This window comes from Flammeovirga kamogawensis (assembly GCF_018736065.1).
In the GTDB taxonomy this organism is placed as follows: domain Bacteria; phylum Bacteroidota; class Bacteroidia; order Cytophagales; family Flammeovirgaceae; genus Flammeovirga; species Flammeovirga kamogawensis.
On the sequence record NZ_CP076129.1, the window covers coordinates 1,555,643 to 1,582,497 of the forward strand.

Genomic DNA, 26,855 nt, shown 5'->3' on the forward strand with positions numbered 1-26,855 from the left:
GAATTGTAAGATACAAAAAGAGAGAGGTTTATGACCTCTCTTTTTTATTTACAAAGACTTAAAACAAAATAAGTAGAAATATGAAATATTTCAGATTTTAGTATCATTAAGATAAAAAGCTGAAAATATAACAACTTTACTTATATTGTTTGAGTTAAAACAATATATACTATTTATATCAAAATTATAACTACAACAATGAAAACGATTTTATTATTAGCATGTGTACTATTTTTTTCTTTACCAAAAGTGTTTGCCCAAAATATTGAAGGTATAGAAATAGGACAAAAAGATCAGCAAGAAACATTTATTACAGAAGGGGGGATAACTTATCAGTTGATGCCTGTAGTAGAAGAAGATTCAGAATATTGCAGTGGAGTTATGTATTTACCAGTAAATAATGATACGCATATCGCTACAACCTTAGATCATGAAGAATGCAGAGCATTTGAGCGATTTGTTAAATCTGAATATACTATTGAATTAGAAGAAAAATACAATTATAACCATAATAGTGTTTTGAAAACATCCTTTGTAGATAACATTGAGTACGAAATTAACTTCGAAAAAGTAGGAGAGGAATATGATACTTTCTTTGTTGTTTGGTATGGCGATATTGATCAAAAACAACTTGATAAAAATGTAAAATAAAGCCTAGTTATTTTAGAATTGTTTTAAGTTTAACATTGAATCATTTAGCTTTGTGTTTCACTTAAACAAGTAAAAGAATAATGGGTGTAATAATGAATTTCGCAATTTTCCCAATTGATAAGGGAGATCATATTGGAGAATATGTAAGTAAAGTTGTTCAACATATTAAGGAAACAGGGTTAACGTATCAGTTTTCTCCTATGGGGACAATTATAGAAGCAGAAACGGTGACAGAATTATTAAAAGTAGTTGATGATGCTTACAAAATAATGGATCCAATTTCTGACCGTATTTATTGTGTAATGAATATGGATTCTAATAAGAATAAATCAAATATGATTAAGTCTAAAACAGCCTCCGTTGAAAAACGTATTGGAACTGTGAATAAATAAGGAAGAAGGAATTCAGGTAATGAGTTCCTTTTTTGTTTTATATATCTCGATCTAAAGTTGAGGGATAATGGAAATCACATTTAGTAGAGAAAAGTCTGAATAAAAAAACTTCAACTATAAAAGTAAACTATAAAGTGAGTCAGTATTGGAAACATCTAATGATGTTGTTGAGTTAGAGTGGTCGTATGGAGAAACTTTTTTTCAAGCAGAACACCGTATTACCGAATTTTCTATTCATTTAGGAAATGTATTGGCTACCATGTACGATAATGGTACTATTTTGTCTTTATCAGATTATTTTCCTTTTGGTTTAGCCATGGAAGAGCGTACCTATAGAAGTAAGGAATATAGGTATGGGTTTAATGGTAAGGAAAACGATACAGATTTAAGCGGTTCTCAGCTGATACATGATTATGGCTTTAGGGTGTATAATCCTGTTATCGGGAAGTTTTTGAGTGTGGATCCGTTGACTAAGTCTTACCCTTGGTATACACCTTATCAGTTTGCGGGGAATACTCCTATACAGGCTATTGATTTGGATGGACTAGAAGAATATAAAATTAATAATTCAGATTGGTTTATTGGAAGGATTTTAGTTGATGTTGCTTTAATGAATCCTAAAGATGATTATATAGCTTTAAAGAACAAATTATTTTCATGGTCTGGTAATAGTAATGGAGCAATACAGTTAGTTGATCCTGATGCACAATTTAGTTTAAGAACTGATGATGAAAATGGTAATGAATATATTTTACTAGATTCTGAGGTTCCTCAAAAACTAGCAACATGGGATAAAAAGCTGATCGATAGTAAATTAGAAAAACAATTTAGAGATAATCAAGATAGAATTTTAGTAGAATCAACTCATGACGCTGATGAAAAGGTAACCCTGCGGCTATTTATGGTCATATGTATGTTGATGCTTCATTTATAGGAACAGGTTTTAATTTTGCTTTAGGAGGTGTTGTAAAAATGCAAGGTAATAATAAAGGGTCTTTTACATCTTATTCTGACCTTGTTGATGGTATTAGTTTTTGAACTGGAGGAATTGCATTAGGTACTACTTATTATGGTGGAAATCCTATTAATTTTGATATTGATTATAATTTCAAAGGAGAGAGAAAAGCTTTTAGTGTAGGATCTGGCATTTATAATATAGGGGGATCTATGTCAAGTACACCTGACGATTTTGATGCAAATACATATAATATAGGAATAGACATTGGTAAAAGTTGATCTCCTAAAAAATTTGAATCACTTATAAACTTAAATTATAATGAAGGGGAAACAGAGTAAATTTGATATTGTTTTTGTAGGAATAATGATTTTTATAGGAATAAGTTTCACTTTTATCATTAGTCCTTATTTAGATAGAGAAAAAGAGCGAAGCTACTTCCAAATACAATTCAAAGAAGATACTTTTTTGTTAATAAATTCTATAAAAGAAAATGATAGAGGTTGGCTGACATTTATAAATAAATCAGATTTATATATGATATATTTAAATAAAAAGAATAGATCTTTAGTTAATGCTGGAGATTCTTTATATCATTTTGCTAATTCAGATTCCCTATATTTAGTTACAAAGAATGGAATTTTATCAAATGAAGTTATTTATTATGATCCAACTTCATGGTTACATGAATTATTAGGAGATACTTTAGATATCGAGGGTAGATATGGTAAAAAGCCATGGAGACAATAAATGCTATCCCCACCTGTTCGTAATGTTAAGCGCTAGCGTCATTACGAATTATAATATTGTTTAAGTTTCCGAACTTAAAACAACCAAACAAGCCAATCTAAGTGGAATAGATGAGATAAATAGATATCCTCAAACTTCTTCCTACAATTAAAAGAAGCATTTCTAATAATTATGGAGAGGTGTATAAAAATTATTATATATCGACAAAAAATCCTTTAGAACTAATGAATATATAGGTATGGGTTTAATGGCAAAGAAAACGATACGGATTTTAGCAGTTCTCAGCTGATTCAGGATTATGGCTTTAGGGTGTATAATCCAGTGATTGGAAAGTTTTTGAGTGTGGATCCGTTGACGGCTAGCTATTCTTCTTGGACACCTTATCCTTTTGCAATGAATAAAGTTATTAATGGGGTAGATTTAGATGAATTAGAATGGGTACTCAGAATTTATAGTGATGACCTTTTCTCAAAATTTAATAAAGCTATGGATGATAATGACTTATTAGGGATGAGAACAATTACTAATTATGGAAGAACTCACCATTATCCAAGTGATTATGGTCTAGAAAATATTGGAAGAAATCAATCAGATTTTTCTGTTCAATTATATAAAAATAGTAGTGCTCCTGAAGGGGTTACAGTTGATTATTATCATTGGAAAGATAATAATCCCAATACAAAATCATTAGTTAATTCAGGAAATAACTATTTTGCACCGACAAAAAATGATGAATTACCATTTGATGCTCTTTATCTTGTGGATATAAAATATGGAATCTCATTTTATGGTGAGAAGGACTTTATAAATGATAGTGAAATAAGTGTGGCAGGAACAGGCTTATTTGAATATGGAAAAACAATGGGGCAAGGTTATATCAAAGGATTTGGATTTAGTCAATATGTTGGTACAAGTTATGGAGGAGCGTTTGGAGGTGGTTTAGGGGCAGATATTGTTTTATCTGGAACAGGAAGCTATGTTGGAGATTATTTTCCAAACCCTTACAATTTTGCAGGAAATGGCGGAAGTGGAGGTCTTGATGTAGATATAGCTGTATTTAGTTTTGGGGTTTCAAAATGGACTGGATATAATGATGAAGGAAATACTATATGGAGAGGAGTAAACTATACCGTAGGAGGAGGATTTGGTGCAAAGTTAACAGAAATGTTAGATACAAAAAGTACTATTATTTTTCCAAAAACAGGTTATTCAATTAGTGAAAAAATGTGGAACACAAATAGTATAAATTCTGATAATATAACTCCTATTATTAATGAAAAATAGTAATTTAAATTTTAGCTTGGGGATAGTTGGTTTCGCTTGGATACTAATTAGTGTGTATAGTTATATTCAGAATGGTAAATCCATAAATTATGTTTTTATTATTTTAGGAATTATTTTATTGGTAAGTTCGTTTCTATTTCAGACAAAAAGCAAATAGTTCCCACATTGTTCTAAGCCATAAGGAGTTACTTAGAACTACCTCCACTGTTTGGACCTGCTATATTTGATTGGACAGTAAGTTAAGCCTTAAATAATTATCTTTAATTATGAGAAAGAAAAGAACAGTGGATTTGCAATAAAGAATTGGACTAATAATTTAAATTAACTATATGGAGCTACTCTTAAGAAGAATATATTTAAAATAACAACCTTGAATTTTCCAATATCTTGACTAATTTTAGATAGAAATATTGTCAATCAAAAATAAGAATAGAGTATGTTCAATAAATTAAAGCAAATGTTTTCTTCAGTACCAAAAGAAGAAAAGAAAGTAGTGGTAAAAAATCCAATGGATGATGCTCCAGAAATAGTACAACAATATCACAGAATTCAGGAACGTATATATTCTGCTATTAAAGAAGAACATCTGATGAAGTTAATCGGCTTTAATTTTAATGCACAAATAAACCATAATTTACATGAACTTCCTGTTAATATTGAAGGTCTTATAAAGAATCTAGAGGTGCTGACAGAAGACTATGAATTAACGAAGAGTGACAACTTTTGGTCTAAAGTGAAAGAGGTATTCAGTACTTTTAGTTTAGCAAAAAATAAAGAACAGGTTATAGCATATTACGATGAACAAAAGAAACTAGATACATCAAATAAATTAGTAGAAGAACGTTTTTTCTTTTACTCTTCAGATGTTGATTTGGAGAAATTTGAAAATAAAGAAGTAAAAGAAGTTTCAGTTGAAGAACGCTTTGAACGTATTAATCAGCTTTATTTATCTCAAATAAAAAGGGCTATAGCTCAGAATAACTTATGGCCAATCAGTTTCTTACTTCCAAATATCTTAGCTCAAGAAGAAGTGGGAGAGCATAATTATTACTTAGCAAAGACTATAGAGAAATTAATGCAAACGGAAGGTTTTGAAGTAAATGATCAATTTTGGGTTACATTAAATAAGTTATTACTTATTTGTACAGACCTTGAGAAAGAAAAAGAGTATAAAGAACTTCAAGAATATATTGATGAAGAAAAGGATTTAAAAACACTTGAAATTTTGAAATAATTAATTGTAAGATTTTAAAAGAGGTATTATGTAAAATAATTAATTTGCGTGATACCTTTTTATAGTTAATGCTAATATAAATATAACTAATCCTTTGATACCGTTTGATTTACTAAATTCAACTTCTGGAGTTTCACATTATTACAATCTAACTCCAAATAATAATGGAAGAATATTGATTATTGGTGATATTCATGGTTGCTTAGCTACTTTTATTGCACTCTTAAAACAAATAGACTTAAAGAAAGACGATCAACTTTTTTTACTCGGAGATTATGTAAATAAAGGTCCTAATAGTATAGGTGTTATTGATAAAATTCTTGACTTAATGCATGATGGTTTCTTAATTTATCCATTACGTGGTAATCATGAAAGTTTTGTAAGTGAAGATTTAGAAAAAAATGATCAATTAATTTTTTACCCAAATGGACAACCTCATAGGTGGGATAAATTGAAGTATAGTAAATCTATCTATAAACACTTTTTTACCAACTTGCCGTATTATTATAGAATTAATGATCTTGTAATAGTTCATGCAGGGTTAAATTTAGAAGCAGAAAATCCTTTTACTGATTATGATGCAATGATATGGATTTGGGACTTCTATTCAGTTAAAGATCTAGGGTTTAAAGTCATTCATGGACATTCTATTACAATTTTAGATTTTATAGAAGCATCTATCCAGAACAATGAAAATAGTATCAATTTGGATAATGGTTGTTACAAAAAAGGAAAATGGGGTAAAGGTAATCTCATCTGCTATAATTTCACCGCAAATAAGCTTCTCGTACAAGAGAATATTGATACAATGAGTTAGATTAATAGGTATTTATATCTAAATGAAAAAGACTACCAATAACATTACATTATTTAGGTAGCCTTTTATTTTTTATCACTAATCAAAAATTACTTTACAAAGAACTTGTAAACAGTTTTTTGAGTATATGTTTCACCAGGATTTAAATCCGCAGATGGGAAATGTGGTTGGTTAGGTGTATCAGGGTAGTGTTGCGCCTCTAAACAGAAACCTTCACGCTTAATTAAAGGAGTTTGGTTTCTTCCTTTCTCACCTTCTAACCAGTTACCTGTATAGAACTGAATACCAGGCTCTGTTGTATAAACAGACATTGCTCTACCTGTAGTTGCATCGTAAGCTTCACCTGCAAAACCAAATTCACCGTATGGCTTATTGATTACCAAGTTGTGGTCATATCCAACACCAATTCTATTTTGCTCGTAATCTGCATCAATCTCAAGACCAATTTTCTTAGTTTCTGTAAAATCGAAAGGTGTACCTTTTACTGCAATAATTTCACCTGTAGGAATACAAGTTTCATCAATAGGAGTGAAGTACTGACAGTTTAATTTTAGATCAACATCAGCAATATCACCTTCACCTTTAAGGTTAAAATAAGGGTGAGAAGTAAGGTTAATAACAGTCTTTTTATCTGTAGTTGCTGTATATTCCAATACAATCTCATTTTCGTCTGTTAAAGAGTACTTCACTTGAGTTGTCATTGTACCTGGAAGGTTTTCTTCACCATCAGCACTAACATAAGAAAGCACCAAAGAAGTAGTTCCTTTTTCCGATTTCTCTTCTACTACATCCCAAACCTTTTGATCAAAACCTTTAGCACCACCATGTAAAAAGTTTTCGCCATTGTTGGTAGCTAAAGTATACTCTGTACCATCAATTGTTACTTTACCTTTGGCAATACGGTTAGCAAAACGACCAGCAATAACTCCTAAATAACACGTGTTATCTAAGTAATCTTCTAAGTTGTCTTTTCCTAACAATACTTCGCCAAAATTACCTGCTTTATCTGCAGTTTTAAAGCTCACAAGAATACCACCATAAGTAGCTACTTGCAATTGAGAACCCAATGCATTTGTTAAAGTGTATAAGAATACTTCTTTACCTTGATTTGTTCCCCAAGATGTCTTTTCAATTTGTGTTGTTTCAATCATTTCATTACAAATTTTAAATACGATAGTTGCATTTGCTATATAGAATAGCATCACAAATCTATCATTACGATTGATTTGTGATGCTAAGGATCTCTTTTAAGAGAAAATTAAGCTTCTGTTGCTTGTTTTTCTCTTAATGCTACTTGCCATTTCCAAGCAGAAGAGGTCATGTCATCTAAATTCTTTTCAGAAGACCATCCTAACTCTTTATTACTGAAAGTTGTATCAGCATAAATCTTTTCGATATCTCCTTCTCTACGATCAACGATTTTGTAGTTTAATTTCTCTCCAGAAGTTTTCTCAAAAGAATTAATTACTTCTAAAACTGTTGACCCCGTACCTGTACCAACATTAAAGAATTCATATTTGGCTTTTTGATTTTCACCAATCATTCTATTAAGAGCAACAATGTGAGCGTTTGCTAAATCCACAACATGAATATAGTCACGAATACATGTTCCATCTTTTGTATCATAATCGCTACCAAATACGCTTAATTCTTTACGCATTCCAATACCTGTTTGTGTAATAAACGGCATTAAGTTTTGTGGAACACCTAATGGTAATTCACCAATTAATGCAGAATCATGGGCACCAACAGGGTTAAAGTAACGTAAAGCAATTGCTTTAACATTTTCTTCAGCTTTTACAGTATCACGTAAAATCTCTTCACAAATTTGCTTTGTGTTTCCATAAGGTGATAATGCTTCTTGAACAGGAGTTTGTTCTGTTACAGGTAAAATATCTGGCTGACCATAAACTGTACAAGATGATGAGAATACAATGTTTTGTACATTATATTTTACCATATTGTCCAATAAATTCAATAATGTTTGAAGGTTATTTCTGTAGTATAAACGTGGTTTTTCTACAGATTCTCCAACAGCTTTAGAAGCTGCAAAATGAATAATACCATCTAATTTTTCGAATTTGAATAATTTATCTAACGCTTCAGCATTTAATAAATCAAACTCATAAAAAGTAGGACGTTCGCCTGCGATTTTAGCAATACCATCTAAAGCCGAAGCTTCAGAATTTGATAAGTTATCTACAATAACAACTTCAAAACCTTTATTGATAAGTTCTACACATGTATGAGAACCAATATATCCTAACCCTCCGGTAACTAAAATTTTCTTTTTCATAACTCTTTTGGTTTTCTTATACTATTAATTTGTTTGAAAGAACAATATTAAGTCAAAAAATCTAAACTGTACATAAGAAATTCTATAATTACAGTCTATTTTTAATGATTTATAGCGATAAGAACTTTTTAAATATAAGCTAAGAAGCAAACCATAGAAAGGAACTATGGTTTGCCTAATTAAACTACTAACTAACGATTGTTTTCTTCTTCAAGAACAGCACTCTTATAATGAGTAAGTGATTGTTCTCTTATTCTTGCAGCAGCTGTTTCTGCTGTAATGTCTCTTTGTGCGTTTGCTAACATTTCGTAGCCAACCATAAACTTCTTCACTGTTGCAGAACGAAGTAAAGGAGGATAGAAAGTCATGTGCATATGCCATTCAGGGTGTTCTTCTCCATCTGTTGGAGCTTGGTGAATACCAGCTGAATAAGGGAACGAAACTTGGAAGATGTTATCATACTTTACCGTTAAAGATTTGTAAGCATCTGCCAAAGCATCACGTTCTTCTTCCGTTAAATCTGTAACTCTTGCAACAGCACGTTTAGGAACGATCATAGTTTCGAAAGGCCATACAGCCCAATAGGGAACTAAAGCAACAAAATGCTCATTTTCGTAAACTACACGTGTGCCTTGTTTCAATTCTTCAGCAATGTAATCTGATAACATTGTTTTACCATTTTTATCAAAATACTCTAGCTGATTTGCTTGTTTCTTTTCTGGTTCTAGTGGTAGCGATTCTTGTGCCCAAACCTGCCCATGTGGATGAGGGTTTGAACATCCCATTACAGCACCTTTGTTCTCGAAAATTTGAACGTAATTGATGTAATCTCTTGCACCTAGTTCAGCATATTCTTTACACCATAAATCAACAACCTTACGGATACCATCAACATCCATTTCTGGAATAGTTAAATCGTGACGAGGTGAAAAACAAATTACTTTACAAAGACCTCTTTCACTTTTGGCTTTAAATAAACCGTTTCCTTCGTTCACTTCACCAGAAGGTATTTCTTCTAGAAGAGCAGCAAAGTCATTTTGGAACGCAAAAGTATCCTTATAGTCAGGGTTCACTTCGCCATTAATACGAGTGTTCCCAGCACATAAATAACAATTAGGATCATGTTCAGGACGTTGCTCTTCATCAACTTTTTCTACCTGTCCTTGCCAAGGTCTTTTAGCTCTATGTGGAGATACTTGTACCCATTCGTTTGTTAACGGATTGTATCTTCTATGTGGATGATCTTCGAAATTAAATTCCATTTTCTTAAATCTTTTAAGTCTGTATAGTTTGTTCTAAATGCTAGTTAGCATATTAGTGAACGTAAATTAAAACTGATTTGTCACCAATTTTAATTTACGTTCTAATATAATTTAGAGCTTAAATTAAGCTTCTACTGATTCTTCAACTCTTGCACCTTCACCAATAACAACAGCATAAGCAGACATCTCTTTATTCATGCCTTCTTTGTATGCCTTAGTCATACGCTCAATAAATGCATCTACAGCTTCTTCTTTTACAAGGTTGATAGTACAGCCACCAAAGCCGCCACCCATCATTCTTGCACCAAGAACGTTATCATCTTCTAAAGTTTGCTCTACCAAGAAGTCTAATTCTGGGCAAGAAACAGCATATTTTTTAGAAAGACCTTCGTGAGAACCATAGATCATTTTACCTAAGTTCACTAAGTCACCTTTATCCATATACTCACAAGCTTTAGTTAAACGGTCGTTTTCTTCAACTACGTATGAACATCTGTTGTAGATTGTTTCGTCCATTTTACCTTCAAACTCGTGCATTTGCTCAACAGATACGTCACGCAAATTGATAATGTTAGGATATGTTTGTTTGATGATTTCAACACCAGCTTCACATTGCTCTCTTCTAGTATTGTATTCTGAAGAAGCCAATGAGTGAGTTACGTTTGTATTACAAAGAACAAGTTTATGTCCTGTAATATCTAAGTTATGGTACTCATATTCTTTAGTACGACAATCTAACTTGATCACTTTGTTAGTTTGACCGAAAGTAGATGCAAATTGATCCATGATACCACACTTAACGCCAGCAAAGTTATGCTCAGACATTTGTGATGCCAATACGATGTCAATTTTTGATAAGTTACCATCAAATAATTTATTTAAACCTGTAGCTAAGGCACATTCTAAAGCTGCAGAAGAAGACATACCAGCTCCTAAAGGAACATCGCCAGCAAATACTACGTCAAAACCTTTTGGCTCTAAACCTTTCTTAGCAGTTTCTGCAACTACACCTTTAATGTAGTTAATCCAACCTTCAGTAGGAACAATATTGCTTAGTTCAAAAGAACCTTCTTCTTCAAGGTCTAGTGCATAAGCATTTACAGTGTTAGTACCGTTTAATGCCAATGCAAAAACCATTTCTTTGTCAATAGATGCAGGTAGAACAAAACCATCATTGTAGTCTGTGTGCTCACCGATGATGTTAACACGACCTGGAGCTCTTGAGATCATTGGCTCCTTGCTGAATAATGCTTCAAATTTTTCTACGATTGCTTTAGCTTGCATGGTATTTTATGTTTAAGTTTAAATACTTTATTTCATTTCAATAGCTCAAATCTGAGGGTTAAATTTTAAATCGCCAAAATAACACTTCCTAAAATTTTAAAATAGCGTTACCGGTAACGTTCTCGGAAATTTTGTATCTTGTCATAATCTATCATTTTGTATAATTTTAACACATGAAAAAGAAAAGGCCTACCATAAAAGACATTGCCAGAAAATTAGACATATCTGTCTCTACGGTATCAAGAGCGTTGAGAGATGCACAAGATATCAATCCTATTACAAAACGAAAGGTTGTAGAATTGGCTGATAAAATAGGGTATAAGAAAAGTGTGTTAGCAGCAGGTTTAGCAAGTAAAAAGTCATATCTTATCGGTGTAATAATACCAGAATTAACAGTTTCTTTTTTCGGGACTGTTATTATGGGGATTGATGAATTTCTTAAACCTTTGGGGTACGACCTTATTATTGTTTATAGTGATGAGAATGAAAATAAAGAAAGTGATTGTATTGATTTGTTAATTGACAGGCAAGTGGATGGTATATTAATTTCATTATCATTTAATACAACAAAGGATGATCATTTGAGAAGAGTAATGGAAGAAGAAATTCCTATTGTTGTTTTTGATAGAATTTTACCAAATAGTGAATTACCAATACCGCGTGTTATTGTAGATGATTTTGATGCAGGTTACCAAGCTACAAATCATTTAATAAATAAAGGGTATAAACGAATTGCATTTATTACAGGACCAACGGACATGCATATTTCGCAACAGCGATTATTAGGCTATAAAACGGCCATGGAGCGTAATGGAAGAGGAACATCAGGTGATTTGATTGTACCAACAATCGATTTAAGAAGAAGCGTAGGAACTGCTTTAGATAAATTGATGGTTTTGAAAGACCGTCCAGATGCAATTATTACTTTTAATGATCCTATCGCATTTAAATTAATCAGTTTATTGCACAAAAGAGGAATAAAAATTCCAGATAGAATTGCGGTTATGGGTATTTCTGGTGATGCTATGGGTGAGCTATTTTACCCTTCTTTATCAACTATAAACCAACCTGCAAAAGAAATGGGATATATAGCGGCAGGGTTATTACAAGATAGGATTAACGAGATGAAGAAAGCAAAAGATAGTGGGAGAGTGTTTATTCCGATGTCAATAATTAGAAAATTACCTGTGCAATTAATAGAAAGAGAAAGTACTTGATATTAAAGTTAGATCTTAGATAATTTTATGTAAATTACTCTAAATAAATTAACTATGATAAAGCCCGAAATACCAAAAACAGAAAAAATAAGGTTAGAAGATTTAGCATCTTATGACTTATTTAATAGCATTGATAAAGTAGACTATCAGAATATTGCAAAAATAGCTGCACAAATTTGTAATACATCTATTTGTATGATAAGTGTAATTGATAATGAAAAGCAGTGGTTTAAAGCAACTTACGGAATTGAAGCAACAGAAGGTTTAAGAGAGATGTCTTTTTGTGGGCATGCGTTAAATAAACCGGGAGAAATAATGATTGTTGAAGATGCACGTTTAGATGAGAGATTCCATGATCATCCATTTGTAACCGAAGACCCACATGTAATATTTTATGCAGGAGTACCACTAGTAACAAATAAGGGAAACCCACTAGGTACTATTTGTGTAATTGATGATAAACCAAAAACACTTACCGAAGGACAACAAGAAACTTTGATGGCTTTATCTTGTCAAGTTATGCGATTGTTTGAGTTAAGAAAGAAAAACCATATTCTAAAAGAACTAAATAATAATTTAAATAGCCACAATGTTGTTCTCGAAAAATTTATATTTCAATCTTCAGAAGATATTCTTGGACCGATGAACTCTATTGAAAGTTTAGCAAACTTGTTAAGTCTTTACAGAATTGAAGATCCTCAAGTATTACAAATAATAGATAACCTTCAGAAATCAGTAGATGATCTAAGAAATTTAATGGATGGATTGAAAAATTATCAGAGTAATTAGAATAATAATAACATTTTTTAGCAGATTAAATGATATTAGTATATATTTATAATACGATCTCTTATTAATCTATCAAATATGAAATACATATTACTCTTACTTTTTTCATTGTTGTCTTTTAGTCTTTATGCACAAGAAGAAACATTAAAAGAACCTAATGATCAAACAATAATTGCAAATACAGACAGTATTTATCCTTATAAATTTCCTATTTGGGGACAACAAGTGATAGATAGAGGTTACGATTTCCCATTACCTGGAGGAGTAGCATTACATTATGTATATAATGAAATGTTTTTAGATATTACAGATTTTAAGTTGGGTTTTAATAATATGGGGTACAACCCAATTTTTAATAAAAATACCCTTGGATTTAAGAAAACAAGAGCTGTTTCACACGGTTACAATGTACGTGCTGACCTTTTTGTACTTCCCTTTTTAGATGTTTATGGTTTATTCTCACAAGTAGGAGGTAGTACAGAAGTTAGTTTACAACCAAATTTTGGTAACGAGAAATTTCCTGAGTTTAGCTCAAAAGTAGAATTTACAGCAATTGCTTTTGGTGGAGGTGCTACATTTAATTATGGTATTGGCCAATATTTTATTTCTTGGGATATTAATTACTCAGCTACAAGAACAGAATTACTTAAAAATAATGTTGGTGTAATCACATCTTCTGCAAGATTTGGTAGAAGATTTAACTTTAAAAAGCAGCGTTATTTAGCATTTTATGTAGGTGCAATGTACCGTAATTTTACCAATGCAGAAGGGAATGCAGGTGATATAACATTAGGGACAGCAATACCAGGAATTGGAGATGCAGTAAGAAATTGGTACGGTCAATTATCTCCTGTTCAAAAGAAAATTATTGATGGTGTTAATGAACAAATTGGGATTGATGTAGGTTCTGGTAATATAGAAAATATGTCAATTCAATATGAAATTAAGAAAGACCTTATTCAAAAATTCACTTTCCAATTTGGAGGTCAATTCCAATTATCTAAAAGGATAATGATTAGAGGAGAATATGGAGTTTCTCAGTATAGTAAATTCTTACTTACAGGTGTAAATTATAGATTCGGATTATAATGAAAAATCTTTTCTTACTTTTCTTTATCCTGTTTTCATCAACACTTTTTGCACAACAGAAGGTAATGGAGTTCTACTTTAATGGAGGAGAATTTTCTGTAACAGAATGTATGGTACAGATGCAAGATAGTGACGAAGAAGAACATACAGACCAAGCAAGATTAAGCTATACTAAAAGTAGTAATACTTTTACAGTTGATTTTGTAGATGACGACTTTAAAAATCATCAAGAAGAATTAAGTGGCTTAGAAGCTTATGTTGTAAGTGGAGAACCAACTATTATATGGAGTAAAAAAAAGGGCAGTACTCCTTTTGTTAAAGTAAAGGAAATTGACAATAATTTAATATTTGAGTGGCATGGGGATAAGTTTATAATAGATTAAATTTACTTCCTCTTATACCCAATTAAAAATTGCATGAATTAATTTGATTTTGCATTTTTAATAAAAAAAAGTAGTACTACTAAATGGTATAATATGTATTTTGAAGGAAATATAACAATTGACCCAAGTCAGTTAACACAAATAGAAAAAGTTAAACCTACTAAAGCTTTTAAAAGAATGTTGCATTACCTTACTATGGGTAATGTATCTGATAAAGTAGAGAGAGAAACCTTTTCTGCATTATCTATATTACAGCAATTAAATACAGTTCTTTTCCATTCAAATATTGATAATATAGTACGTTTATCACATGATGGAATAGATTTTTATTTAGATACACAAGGTAAAGAGGGTGATTTAAAAGAAGCGTTTGATGCATATGACTTAGAGGTTGATACATCAATGTCTGTTTACTTTAAAAAACTTGTGATGATTATGGAACACGAAGACCATAATTTTAAATACTTGTTAGAAATAGATATCAATCGAACGCATGATGTCGGGGAGTACCCAATTGCCATAAAAATTAACGGTTTACTCAAACAATTTAATAGTAAAGGTAAGGAGCGTTCGTCATTAGAAAATGAAATGAAAGATCTTTTTCAAGATCAAGAAAAATACAATGCTTTTAAATTAGAAAAGCAGCACCTTTTCGAGGCTTTTTTACAGGAGTTGAAAGTAAATATTAAATCATTAATGAAGGTTGATGATGTTAAATTGAGTGTGAAATCAAAAATTATTGTTCCAACTCAAAAGGTTGCTTCTAAAGAAAACATACGCTATAAAAGAGAATACGGAGATTATGGAATCCATTACGGATATTATGGATTTGATGATTTCTTATTTTATAGTATGCTGTGGTCTAATATGTCGCACAATAACAATATCACCATACAAGATTCTTTTTTCGAAACGGAATTAGGGCATGATATGGGATATATGGAATCTGTAGATGCTAGTTCAGATTACTTTAACGATGAAATAACTTCTAATTTTGACGATTTCAATACCGATACCTCTAGTTCATCAGATGATATAGTAATTGATGACTATGGTATAACAGAATCAGAATCAGAAGAAAATAAAACTGGCGGTTGGTTTGACCTAAGTGATAACGATACTTGGTCTGATGATGATGATTTTGGATCTGACGACGACGATGATTGGTAAAATAGTTTTCCAATATTAAATACATTTCTACTCTAGTTTCATTTTTGATCAATCAACATATTATTAATAGTGATAATAAAACCTTAAATAAAGAATACGTTATTAATAAAATTTAATTTTCCGATTTATACAATTTACCCAATAGGTGAATATTTAATTTTGTGTATATCAATTAATTAACTATTTAAAAATAACGATATGCAAAATTTAAAAAAAGTATTGATCTATTTAGGCATTACAAGTTTATTGACTTTTATTTTTTTCCAAAACACTATTAATGCTCAGGAAAAATATAAAAATGGCTCAAAAAGTAAGGCAGTAAATACCTTTAAAGATAAAAAATGGTTTGACGCTAAAGAATATCCTTTTGATGATCATTTCTATAAAGTACCTGTTGGTAATATGCATTATATAGATGAAGGCGAAGGAGATCCTATTGTAATGGTTCACGGAAACCCTGGTTGGTCTTTTGAGTTTAGAAACGAAGTTAAAGCACTGTCTAAAACTAATAGATGTATTGTTCCTGATCATATTGGATTTGGATTATCAGACAAGCCTTATGATTGGGATTATTTACCAGAACATCATGCAGAAAATCTTGAACTTCTATTAGATAGTTTAGATCTAACAAATATTACATTAGTTGTTAACGATTGGGGAGGGCCTATTGGTTTGTCTTATGCTTTAAAACATCCAGAAAAAATTAAGCGTATTGTAATAATGAATACTTGGATGTGGTCTTTAGAAGATGATGAATTTTATCAAAGTTTTAGTAATTTTTTTGGTAAAGGTTTTGGGAAGTCTTTAACTAAAAGATTCAATTTTTTTGGTAAAGTGGCTTTGAAAGGTGTTTTAGGTGATAAAAAAAGTTTATCAAAAAAGATACATAAATACTATTATAAACATATGGAAACACCTAAAGAAAGAAAAGGGTGTTATACTTTCCCAAAAGAAATTATTGATTCAAGTGAATGGTTGGCTAGTCTTTGGTCTCAAAAAAGTAAAATTGATACTATTCCTACTACTTTTATTTGGGGAATGAAAGATAGAGCGTTTAGAGATGTAGAATTAAAATATTGGGTAGACAACTGGAATAATTTTAAAGTAATTGAATTAGAAGAAGTAGGGCATTTCCCTCAGGAAGAAAGCCCTCAAGTTTTAATAAATGAATTAAGAGAAATTGTACCAGCTAAATAAGAGTTACTTTTTTGATAGCCAGAAGTCATATCATCTAAAATTAATAGATGGTATGACTTTTTACTTTTCGATATATTGATTTTAATGCGTTTATACAGGAATTTAAAATGACAATCTAATACAAGGTTGAGGAACAAAAGAGCTTGCTTTATGCTTTTTTAAATCTTTATTAAAGTGCATACCAATACCACATCCAATTTCTAGTTTAGAAAACGAATCATTTTTGAAAATGGTGTTTCTACCTACATCAAATAAGAAGCGTACCTGTGATAAGAAATCTGTACCTAAATCTGCACCACCAAATTCTGCCCTATTTTTAACTTGAGGTATTAGATCAACAAATCCTTGTATTCTAAATCCAGCTTTTTGCCATACATGTAAGTTAAATGCGGCAGTAATTTGCATCGAGTTTTCTTTAACATTATCGGTTCTCCAATATGCAGAAACTTTTAAGAAATCTTTTTTTAGTGGAGCTTTAAAAGTAAACCCAATACCAGCTAAACCAGCAGCATTACCATTAGTAAGGTTTATTTGTCCATCTAATGATACATCTGCAACAGGCCCAAAAGAAAAGTCTCTACCAGTAATTCCAGATAAACTTACCCAAGGATATACTTCAGAATATAATCTATATTTTCCAGATGTTTTATCTAAAGTTTCATTGCTATATCCAGCTTCGTAGAAACCATCGGGAGCAAATAAAAAGTTTACAAATCCGTAAACACCACCCCATTTAGTAATAGTGGTATGATCTAAAGTAAACATTCCCATACCTCCATTCTTAGGGTTTTGTCCACAATAATAATCGGTGTTATTCCAGCCATATACATATTCTAGAAAGGTAGTTGATTTTCTCTCTTGAGCATATGAACTTTTAGGCATAAAAAAGCCAGCCATCACAATGATAGAAATAGAAAGGTTTTTTAAAAACATGGTATTATTAAAATTATATGAATGCCTACTAGAGCTTTCAAGTAGAAAAAACCACTTGATTTTAGAGAATCTTGTAGGTTTTATTATTTAAAGAGATGAGAACAATACAGTGTTATTTTCTATTATATATGTATTTCATATATAAGATATAAGTATCACCATTGTTAGTAATAGTCTAGATATCGAAATTATTCTTATTTCATGAATCACACTTGCACAGTTTATAGGTAATTTTTAAATGTGGTTACATTAATAAATGTAACCACTAGATGCATATATTAAGCTAATGTAGCACTCTCTCTAACTAGAGGGTGGTGCCAACAACGGAAAGAACCGCCTTGCCAGATCATAGAACTAAAAGGAGTAGCAATTACTTCTTGCCCGGCATCTTCTAAATCTTTAATTAATTCAGGTAATTCAGATGGAACCATAATAGTCTTTTCATCAATTACTAGATTATTACAAGCCTGTTTTGTTTCGGCATCTTCGACAGATACTTCAATTAACTCCCAATCTGCTAATAACGGAGGTATACCATCAACAAATGCTTCTTTACAGATAATAGCCAGTCCTTCTCTAGGTGTACATAAAACACAATCTAAGTGTAAGAAATTACTAGAAAGTTTCACTTCATGAATTCTGTATTCATCACCTAAATATCTTTTTAACCAAGCAATACCTGCAGCATTACTACCATTACCAGAATGTCCAACAAGTATATCCTTACCTAAAAGAAAAACATCACCAGATTCAAGGTACGAACCACCACTATATGGGAACGGTTCTGGCATAGCAACAATTTGTGCATCGCTATTTTCAAGACGTTCATTAAGCGTACGTCTTATTGCCCACTTAGTACTACGTCTACCTTGGTTTTGTAAACTCGTTTCTATGTAGTTATTACCAATAACAACAATCTCATCTCTAGGATACATAGATAAACGAAGAAATTCACCTTCTCCAAAAAAGGATAGTTCTTCTTCATTTGGCTTCTCACATTTGTGAACTTTAATACCTCTTTCTTCTAAAAGATTAATTGCCGTTTGAATCTGATCTACTTGTTCTTTCCATAATTCAGGAAGCTTTTCTTCAATAGTACCTCCACACGTTTTCGTGAATCTTTCCACAGCTAAATCACTTAACCAAGGTCTCATGTATTCAGGAAATTCACCAGGGATATAGAAGTATGCACTACCTACAATTACTTCTTTTAAAGCACCCCATTCGTGATTGACCATTATTTCTTTTGTTGACATAATATTCTGATATTTAATGTATTATAAATTGAATTATCGTTTTTTGATAAAGCAAATATATTAGTCAACTCTTTGTTTTTTCAAGCTTTAAATGTGAATAGAGTATAATAAAATACAAAATAATTTATGATAAGGTTTATTTATATGTAAATTATGGTATATTTCTATGTAAGTAGAGTTTACTATTATATTGAATCTAAGAGTTATGTACTATGGAAAGTAAGGTAGAGCAATACAATGCAAATAATATTAATGATTTTCTAAAAACTTTAGGTTTAGAAAACACCAATAATCCCTTATTTTATATTTCTAGTTTTAAAGGTGTAGATATTTCTAGTGCACCTGCTATTTCATATAAGCATGATTATTTTGAAATAAATTTGTGTATAGGGTTAGATGCGAAAATTACTATAGATGATTATGAAGTAAATTCAATTGATTATAATTTAAATTTTATCTCTTCTGGACAGAAATCATCTTGGGATGTAAAGCAAGCTGATACTTCTTACATGAGTTACATTGTTCTTTTCTCTCCTGAATTTTTACCGTTTACAAAAAATGTATTTGATGTATTTGAAAATTTTCCATTTTTCAATCATTTTACTATTCCAGGCTATAAACTAGATAGAGGACAAATCAATAAGTTTATTTATTATTTTGATTTAATGATTTTCCATTACAAAAAACTAACAAAAGATAATCTTGAAATTATTAGAGCATACCTTACGCTATTATTATTCAAAATAAAAGATGAATTGGCTTTTGTAGATAAAGTCAGTTCTATAAAAACCAAAAAAGAGCTGATGACATTAAAGTTTGAAAATTTGATTAAGTCGACTCCAGAAAAATTTCATCCAATTAAGTTTTATGCAGATAAGTTAGATATAAGCACTGTTTATTTATCAGAGTGTGTAAAAGAAGCGACAAATTTAACGGCTAAACAAATTCTTGATGATTACATAATGATAGAGGCAAAATCTTTAGTAGAACAATCTAATTTAAATTCTTCTCAGATTGCTACAAGATTAGGTTTTATAGATAACTCTAATTTTATAAAATACTTTAAAAGTAAAACTGGGTTTACTCCAATGAAGTATAAGAAAGAGTTTCTGGCCAAATAGTGAGGTGTAATTATGGCATGCTCTCTTTTAAATCAAATCTTATTTTCTAAGATAATTGATGATACTATTTGATAGTTCTTAATCAACTTATGATAGAAGTTCTAAACAAATCATTTCATTATTTTAACAACTCTAAATTGGGATAAATTTTTTCATCAAACATTAATAATTTTCGTTCGAGATTATACAAATTAATCTTTTCGCTAAATAAATTATTTTTGTTATGAAAAAATATATACTTCTCATTTTTGCTTCTTTTCTTATTGCATCTTGCACTACTTTAGATAGTGAAACCTTATCATTTAATGCTATTGAGCCATTAGCTAATGATAATAATATCACTTATATAGAACAGGATTATAGTTGTACAACTAATGTCAATTCAGGTAATTACGTGATATATAATAATAGTCAGGATACAACTTTAAAAATAAATTTTGATAACGTTATTGTCTCTGATGCTGCAATAACTTTAGAAGGGAATGGTAAAATTCGTTTAATTATTAAGAATACATGTGTTTTCGATAATGATATTTTCACGAGAAATAACAAGAATTATAAAGTTGTTTTAAAGAAAGATAGCAGATTGATTATTAACGAGGAATACGATATAACTAATACAGGTGATGATAAGATAATTTATGACGAATCAGATTTGCCAGTAGAGTTAATTTCATTTGATAGTAAATTAATTAATAATCAAGTACAGTTAAATTGGAGTACAGCAACAGAAATTAATTCCAATAACTTTGAGGTCCAACGATCTATTGATACAAGAAATTGGACTGTAATTAGTGATATTAAAGCGGCTGGTAATTCGAATACAAAATTAGATTATCAATATATAGATTCAAATTTACCTGTAGCTTCTGTAGTATATTACCGTTTGGTGGAGACAGATTTAGATGGCTTATCTCAAACATTTGGTCCTAATGCTATTTATTTAGAACAAACTGAAAATACTGTAAGTGTTTACCCAAATCCCGTTAATTATGGCGAGAATATACATATTGTCTCAACGTATGATGATATGGACATTAGAATATTTGATGCATCTGGTAGAACATACGCTGAATTTGAAACGGAATATAATCATATAGAATTACCGATGACATACGGACAGGGTATATTATTTATTGAGGTGAAAAGTGGTGCTGCTATAACAACTGAAAAAGTTATTGTAAGATAAAATCCCTTTTAAATGAAAGTGACTGCCTAAAAATTAGGCAGTCACATGAGAAAATAGTTCGAAGAAAGAACCTTCAGTTTCTTTCATTCGGGTTGATAGTTATCTGTTCATTAAACCCCTTGACAATGAAGGCTATGCAATACACATTCTTCACTCAGAAATACTCCGTAGAGTAATGAGGTTTACTACACTTTATGATATGCTACTACTACTTTTTTTAACTTATTATTTCATGATCAATCTTACTTTATTTCTGTAAGACAATCTATATATTTTATACCCTCTAATTTGAGGATAACGGGAAACTGTTTTGATGGAAAATAGAAATACCTAGTTTTATCATTATTAAATTTTTATTTAATGAGAATGTTAATGTGTTTTCAATATAGAGACCATTAACCCCAAAGGGTTGACATATTTATGATGTTAACGAATGTGATTCTTTAATTTTATCATAAAAATGGCAATCAATGAAAATAGTATTGTGTATTTTTGTTAGCACTTTATTATAACAATCAAGCCATGTTTAAACCATTATTAGTAGTACTATTTTTATCAGTTTTGTCATTCAATTCTTTTGGGCAATTATTGCAAGGTGATAAAGCATCTTTTACTGAACAAGATACATTAAGGGGTTCTATTACTCCAGAAAGAGAGTGGTGGGATTTAAAGTATTATCATTTATCTATTGAAGTTCTTTCTGAATCAAAAAGTATAATAGGCACAAATAAGGTAGAATATACTGTGTTATCTCCATTTCAAGTGATGCAAATTGATTTACAACAACCAATGGAAATCACCAAAGTATTGCAAGACGATAAAGAATTAAAGTTTATAAGAAATGGTAATGCTTTTTTTATCACTTTAGATAAACAACAAAATGTTGGAGAAGTTAACAGTATTGTTATTTATTACAATGGTCAGCCAAGAGAAGCTGTTAATGCACCTTGGGATGGTGGTTTTACATGGAATAAAGATACAAATGGGAATGATTTTATAGCTACATCTTGTCAAGGATTAGGAGCAAGTGTATGGTGGCCTGTAAAAGATCATATGTATGATGAGCCTGATTCTATGATGATTTCTGTAGAAGTACCTAACTTATTAATGGACGTATCTAATGGTCAATTATTAAAGGTTGAAAAGAACAGAAAGAAGAAAACAAAAACCTATCATTGGTTTGTAGATAACCCTATCAATAATTATGGTGTAAATGTAAATATTGGAGATTATGCCCATTTTTCTAACAAATACGATGGTGAAAAAGGAGAACTCTCTTTAGAGTATTATGTTTTAAAACCAAACTTAGAAAAAGCAAAAAAACAGTTTCAGCAAACAAAAGAAATGTTAGAAGCATTTGAACATTGGTTTGGTCCTTATCCTTTTTATGAAGATGGATTTAAATTAGTGGAAGTACCTTATTTAGGAATGGAACATCAGAGTTCTGTAACCTATGGTAATAAGTTTCAAAACGGTTACTTAGGTAAAGATTTAAGTGGAACAGGATGGGGATTGAAATTTGATTTTATTATTGTACATGAGGCAGGGCATGAGTGGTTTGCAAACAATATTACAGATAAGGATATTGCTGACATGTGGATTCATGAAAGTTTCACATCTTATTCTGAATGTTTGTTTGTGGAATACTTTTATGGTAAAGAGGCAGGACAAGAATATGTACGCGGTACACGTAGGAGTATTCAAAACGATAAACCAATTATTGGTATATACGGTGTAAATGCAGAAGGTTCTGGAGATATGTATTATAAGGGCTCTAATATGTTAAACATGATTAGACAAATTACCAATGATGATGATAAATGGTTATCGACTTTAAGGGGTTTAAATAAAGATTTTTACCATCAAACAGTAGAAACTACGCAGATAGAAAACTATTTAATTACTCATTTAGGATTTGATGCAGAACCAATTTTCGATCAATATTTAAGAACGAGCCAAGTACCTATTTTAGAATATAAAATTGCTAAAAATAGATTGTCGTATCGTTTTACTAGTGCAATTTCTACTTTTAAAATGCCTGTAGACATGGTGTTAGGAGAGAAGGTTGAAAGAATGGACGTTACCACTGAATGGAAATCGGTAGAATTAAAAGAAGATATTCAGGAAATAAAGGTAAACCCTAATTATTATATAGGAATTATGAAAATGCAATAAAAAAGTAGAACGTATTTAGGTTACGTTCTACTCATGTATTATTGTATCAAAGGAATACAAATTAAAAATATAAATCATTGAGACTTGTTGTGTTACAGCAGGTCTCTTTTTTATATAAATTTATGGTATTCCATAATTTTGTTACTGTTGTCTTTTGTAACAACATAGAGGTACTTTAACTTATTGTTTTTGTCAAAGCCAGTTACATATCGATAATCTTTGTTGTATGTTACCGCATATAAGATTTCATTTTTGCTTTCTATTAGGATATCACCGTTTTTAAAGACACATTTTAACTCACGTTGATGGTTATCTTTGAGTCTTCTATTAATCTTAATTACAGTCTCTTCTGGTGATCCACTATTCAACATTATTTCAGTTGTGTTAGTATCAGCAGATAAAGGCGAAAATTGTAATGTAAAGGCAATCACAGAAACTATAGAGAACACGAAAAGGGGCGTTAATATCTTCATAGCACAATTTTAAATTTTGATATCGTTGGTAAATTGAATGGTTTCTCAATATATGTTCTAATTAGATTAATTCAAAAAATAATGTGTTTAAATCTATTCAATACTGTGTAATATTAAAAAAGTGCTATGCTTTAATTAGATAAATTCAAGTGTGAAATTTATAATTGCACAAAAAAGCGGTGTACCATTCTTAGAATAGTACACCGCTGATTTATAGGTTGATATGAACTAGAAGCTCATTTTTAATCCGATAGAATATGTTCTACCAACACCCATGTAATACCCATTTAGTGTAGTTTGTCCTGTTTCGTTCAAACCACCTTGCTGACCTTGAACAGCATAATCAGTATCAAATACATTATTTACTTTAAAGTTAACTAAACCGTTAAAACCAGCCATTGCAAAAGCATAAGATGCACCAACATCAAATAAGTTGTAGTTTGGTAATTGGTACATGCTTGTATTATTGTAAGCAGGATCATCTAATTTTGTTACATCATAATCAGCATATAATTGACCATAGTAATTCCAGTCACCCATTAATTTTAACTTTGGTAATACTTCATAAGTAACACCAATAGCAGCTGTAGTTTGTGCAGAATTACCAACTTCAGCACCTTCCATATATACATTTACTTCATCTACTGGACGTTGTTGATCATCATAGATTATAACATTTTCTAAATTGTTTAGCCATTTCCAATCACCTATAGAGGCCATACCAGTAACAGTTAATTTTCTTGTTGGTTGCCAAGCAAAATCTACTTCTATACCTTTGTGTAAGGCATCAACTCCTAATAAGTTTGCAGAGTAAGATTGTCCATCTTCATCAAAAACTGTTTTGGTAAACGCTTTGTCTTGCCAATAAGTGTAATAACCGTTAACATTTACTTTAAACCCTCTTGTTCTGTAACCATATCCAATTTCACCAGAAGCAATTTTTTCATTTGTTGCTTGCGTATTGATATCGTTTTTGTAGTTAAGGAATACAGCATTCATAAATGGCTGACGAGAAATATATCCTGCGTTAGCAAATACATTATGGTGTTCATCGATGTTATAGTTAGCACCTGTTTTTACAGAACCACCAAAAAAGCTTTGCCAATCAGTTTCATTCGGACCATCGCTATAGTTAAAATAATCAATACGTTTGTATGCTTGATGAGAACCAGCAGCAGATAAGAACCACGTTAAATCATTTTTAGAGTATTCAATCTGACCAAATAACCCTTGCCATTGTACAATACCATCGTTATAATAACCCATCTTATCACCCACACCTAATTGCTGTGAACCAACAGATTTGTTAGAGTTATCTACATAATAAGGATTACCCATCAAGTCTTCTACAGTTTGGTAGTGTTCACCTTTATAGTAACGTAAGTCAAGACCACCTGTTAAAGTCCAAGCATCATTGATCTTATGTGTTAAAGTAGATACTGCACCTGTCCATAAGTGGTTATTGTTTGATGCATAGTACACACTAGAGTTTTCACCGTTTGTTGCATCAAATTGTTGTTGGTTAGCAGCAATAAAGCTATCATAATCTATAATACCTTCATAAGTTCTATGGTCATTTACATTTAAACGGTCGTTATATGCAGCGTTTGATGTAATGCCAGTTCCACCACCTTTACCAACAGAAACATAAGCAGTAGTTGCTAAATCTGTTCTATCACTAATTGTCCAATACCAGTTAAGCGACATTTGAGGCTTATGATAGAAGTTTTCATTTGTGTTAAACTCCTGTCCGTTTTTGTAACCCCAATCTGCGTTATATCTTTTACCATACTTGTCGTAATCTTCTTCTTTCAAGTATGTTCTTCTTTGTCCGTGAGTTTGTGGAGCACCAAATGTTGTGAATGATAAAGTATGTTTATCATTAATTTGTTTTGCAATGTTAAGGAAGTAAGAATATCCTTCAAAAGATGTTCCGTCTACATAACCATTACCAGTAGTTTTAGATAATGAAGTAGAAACAGCCCAACCGTTATCCATTAAACCAGTTGATAAAGATAATCCAGTTTTTAAGTAACCGTCATTACCAATACCCATAAATACATTACCACCTTTTTCAGCATCAGTTGCTTTAGTAATAATGTTAATTGTACCACCAACAGATGGAACAGCTAACTTAGAAGCCCCAAGACCTCTTTGTACTTGCATTGTTTTGGTAACATCATTTAAACCAGCCCAGTTAGACCAGTAAACTTTACCATTCTCCATATCATTAACAGGTACACCGTTAATCATAACGGCAACATTCTCAGAATCGAAACCACGTAAAGAGATACGTGAGTCACCAAATCCACCACCAGCTCCAGATACATAAATACCAGGTGTTGACTTTAGTACTTGAGGAAACTCTTGGTTACCTACTTTAGTTTCGATATCTTCTGCAGAAATTGTTGCAGCAGCAACAGGAGTTTTACGGTCAACAGCAATAGAAGCCATAACTTCTACTTCCTGTAAACCAATAGCGTCAGATTCCATAGATACTTCACCTAAATTAATAGTTGAACCATCTAAAGTAACATCTGTTTTAATTGACTTCATTCCAACGAATGAGATCTGAACTACTTTGTTTCCAGTTTCCTTGGACTCAAAAGAGAAGTTTCCATCAAAGTCTGTTATTGCACCAGTTGTTGTTCCTTCTATAGAAACATTGGCTCCAATAATAGGCTCTTCTGTAGAAGCATCTAACAAGGTACCTTTGATAATTGATTGTGCAAAAGTTGATCCTGTTAGAAGGCACATTAGTACCGCTACGAATGAAAATTGTTTTGTAAGCATTAAGCTATTAATTAATTGATAAATTTTAATTAGGTTTGATCGTAATTCAGGTACAAAACAAATGATCTAATGTTAACTAATTGTTTCCTTTTAAAGTTGTTTGATTTAATTGTATTATTTTAATACTTAAATATGAAACCTTTAC

24 protein-coding genes are annotated in these 26,855 nt (G+C 31.1%); 16 read left to right on the forward strand and 8 right to left on the reverse strand.

Annotated features, from left to right (window positions below; translation table 11 throughout):
* The first annotated feature begins 198 nt into the window (after positions 1-198).
* The 7 genes from KM029_RS24230 (at position 199) to KM029_RS24260 (ending at position 6,083) form a co-directional block, all read left to right on the forward strand.
* Positions 199-651, forward strand: a complete 453-nt coding sequence (locus KM029_RS24230; RefSeq protein WP_184679535.1) for a hypothetical protein — start codon at positions 199-201, stop codon at positions 649-651.
* Positions 652-743: 92 nt separating this feature from the next.
* The gene (locus KM029_RS24235; RefSeq protein ID WP_158631209.1) at positions 744-1,043 is read left to right on the forward strand and encodes a thiamine-binding protein; all 300 of its coding nucleotides are present in this window, start codon (positions 744-746) and stop codon (positions 1,041-1,043) included.
* Between the two features lie 145 nt (positions 1,044-1,188).
* Positions 1,189-1,977, forward strand: a complete 789-nt coding sequence (locus KM029_RS24240; protein WP_144076380.1) for an RHS repeat domain-containing protein — start codon at positions 1,189-1,191, stop codon at positions 1,975-1,977.
* 342 nt (positions 1,978-2,319) lie between these two features.
* Positions 2,320-2,748: a hypothetical protein gene (locus tag KM029_RS24245; RefSeq protein ID WP_144076381.1), complete on the forward strand. Its 429-nt coding sequence runs from the start codon at positions 2,320-2,322 to the stop codon at positions 2,746-2,748.
* A 228-nt stretch (positions 2,749-2,976) separates the two neighbouring features.
* Positions 2,977-4,032 (forward strand): RHS repeat-associated core domain-containing protein, encoded by a 1,056-nt coding sequence (locus tag KM029_RS24250; protein ID WP_144076382.1) that lies wholly within the window; start codon positions 2,977-2,979, stop codon positions 4,030-4,032.
* Between the two features lie 436 nt (positions 4,033-4,468).
* Positions 4,469-5,266, forward strand: a complete 798-nt coding sequence (locus tag KM029_RS24255) for a hypothetical protein (RefSeq protein WP_144076383.1) — start codon at positions 4,469-4,471, stop codon at positions 5,264-5,266.
* Positions 5,267-5,360: 94 nt separating this feature from the next.
* The gene (locus tag KM029_RS24260) at positions 5,361-6,083 is read left to right on the forward strand and encodes a metallophosphoesterase family protein (protein WP_158631210.1); all 723 of its coding nucleotides are present in this window, start codon (positions 5,361-5,363) and stop codon (positions 6,081-6,083) included.
* A gap of 89 nt (positions 6,084-6,172) precedes the next feature.
* Here KM029_RS24260 and KM029_RS24265 read toward each other — a convergent pair whose 3' ends face one another.
* From KM029_RS24265 to galK, 4 genes are all read right to left on the reverse strand, one after another.
* Positions 6,173-7,234 carry an aldose epimerase family protein gene (locus KM029_RS24265; protein WP_144076385.1) on the reverse strand — a complete coding sequence of 354 codons (1,062 nt, stop codon included), beginning with the start codon at positions 7,232-7,234 and terminating at the stop codon, positions 6,173-6,175.
* Between the two features lie 107 nt (positions 7,235-7,341).
* Positions 7,342-8,379, reverse strand: coding sequence for a UDP-glucose 4-epimerase GalE (gene galE / locus KM029_RS24270; protein WP_144076386.1), 1,038 nt, complete (start codon positions 8,377-8,379; stop codon positions 7,342-7,344).
* A gap of 191 nt (positions 8,380-8,570) precedes the next feature.
* Positions 8,571-9,641: a UDP-glucose--hexose-1-phosphate uridylyltransferase gene (locus KM029_RS24275; protein ID WP_144076387.1), complete on the reverse strand. Its 1,071-nt coding sequence runs from the start codon at positions 9,639-9,641 to the stop codon at positions 8,571-8,573.
* A 123-nt stretch (positions 9,642-9,764) separates the two neighbouring features.
* The gene (galK, locus tag KM029_RS24280; protein ID WP_144076388.1) at positions 9,765-10,925 is read right to left on the reverse strand and encodes a galactokinase; all 1,161 of its coding nucleotides are present in this window, start codon (positions 10,923-10,925) and stop codon (positions 9,765-9,767) included.
* A 173-nt stretch (positions 10,926-11,098) separates the two neighbouring features.
* Between galK and KM029_RS24285 the strand changes: the two genes are divergently transcribed.
* The 6 genes from KM029_RS24285 (at position 11,099) to KM029_RS24310 (ending at position 16,770) form a co-directional block, all read left to right on the forward strand.
* On the forward strand, positions 11,099-12,142 hold the full coding sequence (locus KM029_RS24285) for a LacI family DNA-binding transcriptional regulator (RefSeq protein ID WP_144076389.1): 1,044 nt from the start codon (positions 11,099-11,101) through the stop codon (positions 12,140-12,142).
* 54 nt (positions 12,143-12,196) lie between these two features.
* Entirely contained in the window at positions 12,197-12,931 is a 735-nt protein-coding gene (locus KM029_RS24290; RefSeq protein ID WP_144076390.1) for a GAF domain-containing protein, read from the forward strand.
* Positions 12,932-13,009: 78 nt separating this feature from the next.
* Positions 13,010-14,020 (forward strand): hypothetical protein, encoded by a 1,011-nt coding sequence (locus KM029_RS24295; RefSeq protein WP_144076391.1) that lies wholly within the window; start codon positions 13,010-13,012, stop codon positions 14,018-14,020.
* Entirely contained in the window at positions 14,020-14,403 is a 384-nt protein-coding gene (locus KM029_RS24300) for a hypothetical protein (protein WP_144076392.1), read from the forward strand. The genes KM029_RS24295 and KM029_RS24300 overlap by 1 nt, the downstream gene beginning before the upstream one ends.
* Positions 14,404-14,496: 93 nt before the next feature.
* Positions 14,497-15,573 carry a hypothetical protein gene (locus KM029_RS24305; RefSeq protein WP_144076393.1) on the forward strand — a complete coding sequence of 359 codons (1,077 nt, stop codon included), beginning with the start codon at positions 14,497-14,499 and terminating at the stop codon, positions 15,571-15,573.
* A gap of 198 nt (positions 15,574-15,771) precedes the next feature.
* Positions 15,772-16,770, forward strand: a complete 999-nt coding sequence (locus tag KM029_RS24310; protein WP_144076394.1) for an alpha/beta fold hydrolase — start codon at positions 15,772-15,774, stop codon at positions 16,768-16,770.
* Between the two features lie 102 nt (positions 16,771-16,872).
* Here the strand turns inward: KM029_RS24310 and KM029_RS24315 are convergent, their stop codons facing one another.
* Both KM029_RS24315 and KM029_RS24320 read right to left on the reverse strand, forming a co-directional pair.
* Positions 16,873-17,703: a hypothetical protein gene (locus KM029_RS24315; protein WP_144076395.1), complete on the reverse strand. Its 831-nt coding sequence runs from the start codon at positions 17,701-17,703 to the stop codon at positions 16,873-16,875.
* 278 nt (positions 17,704-17,981) lie between these two features.
* Entirely contained in the window at positions 17,982-18,959 is a 978-nt protein-coding gene (locus tag KM029_RS24320) for a hypothetical protein (protein WP_144076396.1), read from the reverse strand.
* Positions 18,960-19,171: 212 nt separating this feature from the next.
* On the opposite strand from KM029_RS24320, the gene KM029_RS24325 reads away from it, so the two are divergent.
* The 3 genes from KM029_RS24325 to KM029_RS24335 all read left to right on the forward strand — a co-directional run bounded on the left by KM029_RS24325 (position 19,172) and on the right by KM029_RS24335 (position 23,444).
* Complete coding sequence (locus tag KM029_RS24325) at positions 19,172-20,080, forward strand: helix-turn-helix domain-containing protein (protein ID WP_144076397.1); 909 nt, start codon at positions 19,172-19,174, stop codon at positions 20,078-20,080.
* A 223-nt stretch (positions 20,081-20,303) separates the two neighbouring features.
* Positions 20,304-21,269: a T9SS type A sorting domain-containing protein gene (locus tag KM029_RS24330; RefSeq protein ID WP_144076398.1), complete on the forward strand. Its 966-nt coding sequence runs from the start codon at positions 20,304-20,306 to the stop codon at positions 21,267-21,269.
* Between the two features lie 522 nt (positions 21,270-21,791).
* Complete coding sequence (locus tag KM029_RS24335; RefSeq protein WP_144076399.1) at positions 21,792-23,444, forward strand: M1 family metallopeptidase; 1,653 nt, start codon at positions 21,792-21,794, stop codon at positions 23,442-23,444.
* 110 nt (positions 23,445-23,554) lie between these two features.
* On the opposite strand, the gene KM029_RS24340 is transcribed toward KM029_RS24335, so the two are convergent.
* Positions 23,555-23,917 carry a hypothetical protein gene (locus KM029_RS24340; RefSeq protein ID WP_144076400.1) on the reverse strand — a complete coding sequence of 121 codons (363 nt, stop codon included), beginning with the start codon at positions 23,915-23,917 and terminating at the stop codon, positions 23,555-23,557.
* A 228-nt stretch (positions 23,918-24,145) separates the two neighbouring features.
* On the reverse strand, positions 24,146-26,710 hold the full coding sequence (locus KM029_RS24345) for a TonB-dependent receptor (RefSeq protein ID WP_144076401.1): 2,565 nt from the start codon (positions 26,708-26,710) through the stop codon (positions 24,146-24,148).
* Between the last annotated feature and the right edge of the window lie 145 nt (positions 26,711-26,855).

Excerpts from the sequence above, each read along its gene's own strand:
- KM029_RS24230 (WP_184679535.1), top strand. The coding sequence starts at position 199 with ATGAAAACGATTTTATTATTAGCATGTGTACTATTTTTTTCTTTACCA.
- KM029_RS24235 (WP_158631209.1), top strand. The coding sequence starts at position 744 with ATGAATTTCGCAATTTTCCCAATTGATAAGGGAGATCATATTGGAGAA.
- KM029_RS24245 (WP_144076381.1), top strand. The coding sequence starts at position 2,320 with ATGAAGGGGAAACAGAGTAAATTTGATATTGTTTTTGTAGGAATAATG.
- KM029_RS24255 (WP_144076383.1), top strand. The coding sequence starts at position 4,469 with ATGTTCAATAAATTAAAGCAAATGTTTTCTTCAGTACCAAAAGAAGAA.
- KM029_RS24265 (WP_144076385.1), bottom strand. The coding sequence starts at position 7,234 with ATGATTGAAACAACACAAATTGAAAAGACATCTTGGGGAACAAATCAA.
- galE (WP_144076386.1), bottom strand. The coding sequence starts at position 8,379 with ATGAAAAAGAAAATTTTAGTTACCGGAGGGTTAGGATATATTGGTTCT.
- KM029_RS24275 (WP_144076387.1), bottom strand. The coding sequence starts at position 9,641 with ATGGAATTTAATTTCGAAGATCATCCACATAGAAGATACAATCCGTTA.
- galK (WP_144076388.1), bottom strand. The coding sequence starts at position 10,925 with ATGCAAGCTAAAGCAATCGTAGAAAAATTTGAAGCATTATTCAGCAAG.
- KM029_RS24285 (WP_144076389.1), top strand. The coding sequence starts at position 11,099 with ATGAAAAAGAAAAGGCCTACCATAAAAGACATTGCCAGAAAATTAGAC.
- KM029_RS24290 (WP_144076390.1), top strand. The coding sequence starts at position 12,197 with ATGATAAAGCCCGAAATACCAAAAACAGAAAAAATAAGGTTAGAAGAT.
- KM029_RS24295 (WP_144076391.1), top strand. The coding sequence starts at position 13,010 with ATGAAATACATATTACTCTTACTTTTTTCATTGTTGTCTTTTAGTCTT.
- KM029_RS24300 (WP_144076392.1), top strand. The coding sequence starts at position 14,020 with ATGAAAAATCTTTTCTTACTTTTCTTTATCCTGTTTTCATCAACACTT.
- KM029_RS24305 (WP_144076393.1), top strand. The coding sequence starts at position 14,497 with ATGTATTTTGAAGGAAATATAACAATTGACCCAAGTCAGTTAACACAA.
- KM029_RS24310 (WP_144076394.1), top strand. The coding sequence starts at position 15,772 with ATGCAAAATTTAAAAAAAGTATTGATCTATTTAGGCATTACAAGTTTA.
- KM029_RS24315 (WP_144076395.1), bottom strand. The coding sequence starts at position 17,703 with ATGTTTTTAAAAAACCTTTCTATTTCTATCATTGTGATGGCTGGCTTT.
- KM029_RS24320 (WP_144076396.1), bottom strand. The coding sequence starts at position 18,959 with ATGTCAACAAAAGAAATAATGGTCAATCACGAATGGGGTGCTTTAAAA.
- KM029_RS24325 (WP_144076397.1), top strand. The coding sequence starts at position 19,172 with ATGGAAAGTAAGGTAGAGCAATACAATGCAAATAATATTAATGATTTT.
- KM029_RS24330 (WP_144076398.1), top strand. The coding sequence starts at position 20,304 with ATGAAAAAATATATACTTCTCATTTTTGCTTCTTTTCTTATTGCATCT.
- KM029_RS24335 (WP_144076399.1), top strand. The coding sequence starts at position 21,792 with ATGTTTAAACCATTATTAGTAGTACTATTTTTATCAGTTTTGTCATTC.
- KM029_RS24340 (WP_144076400.1), bottom strand. The coding sequence starts at position 23,917 with ATGAAGATATTAACGCCCCTTTTCGTGTTCTCTATAGTTTCTGTGATT.
- KM029_RS24345 (WP_144076401.1), bottom strand. The coding sequence starts at position 26,710 with ATGCTTACAAAACAATTTTCATTCGTAGCGGTACTAATGTGCCTTCTA.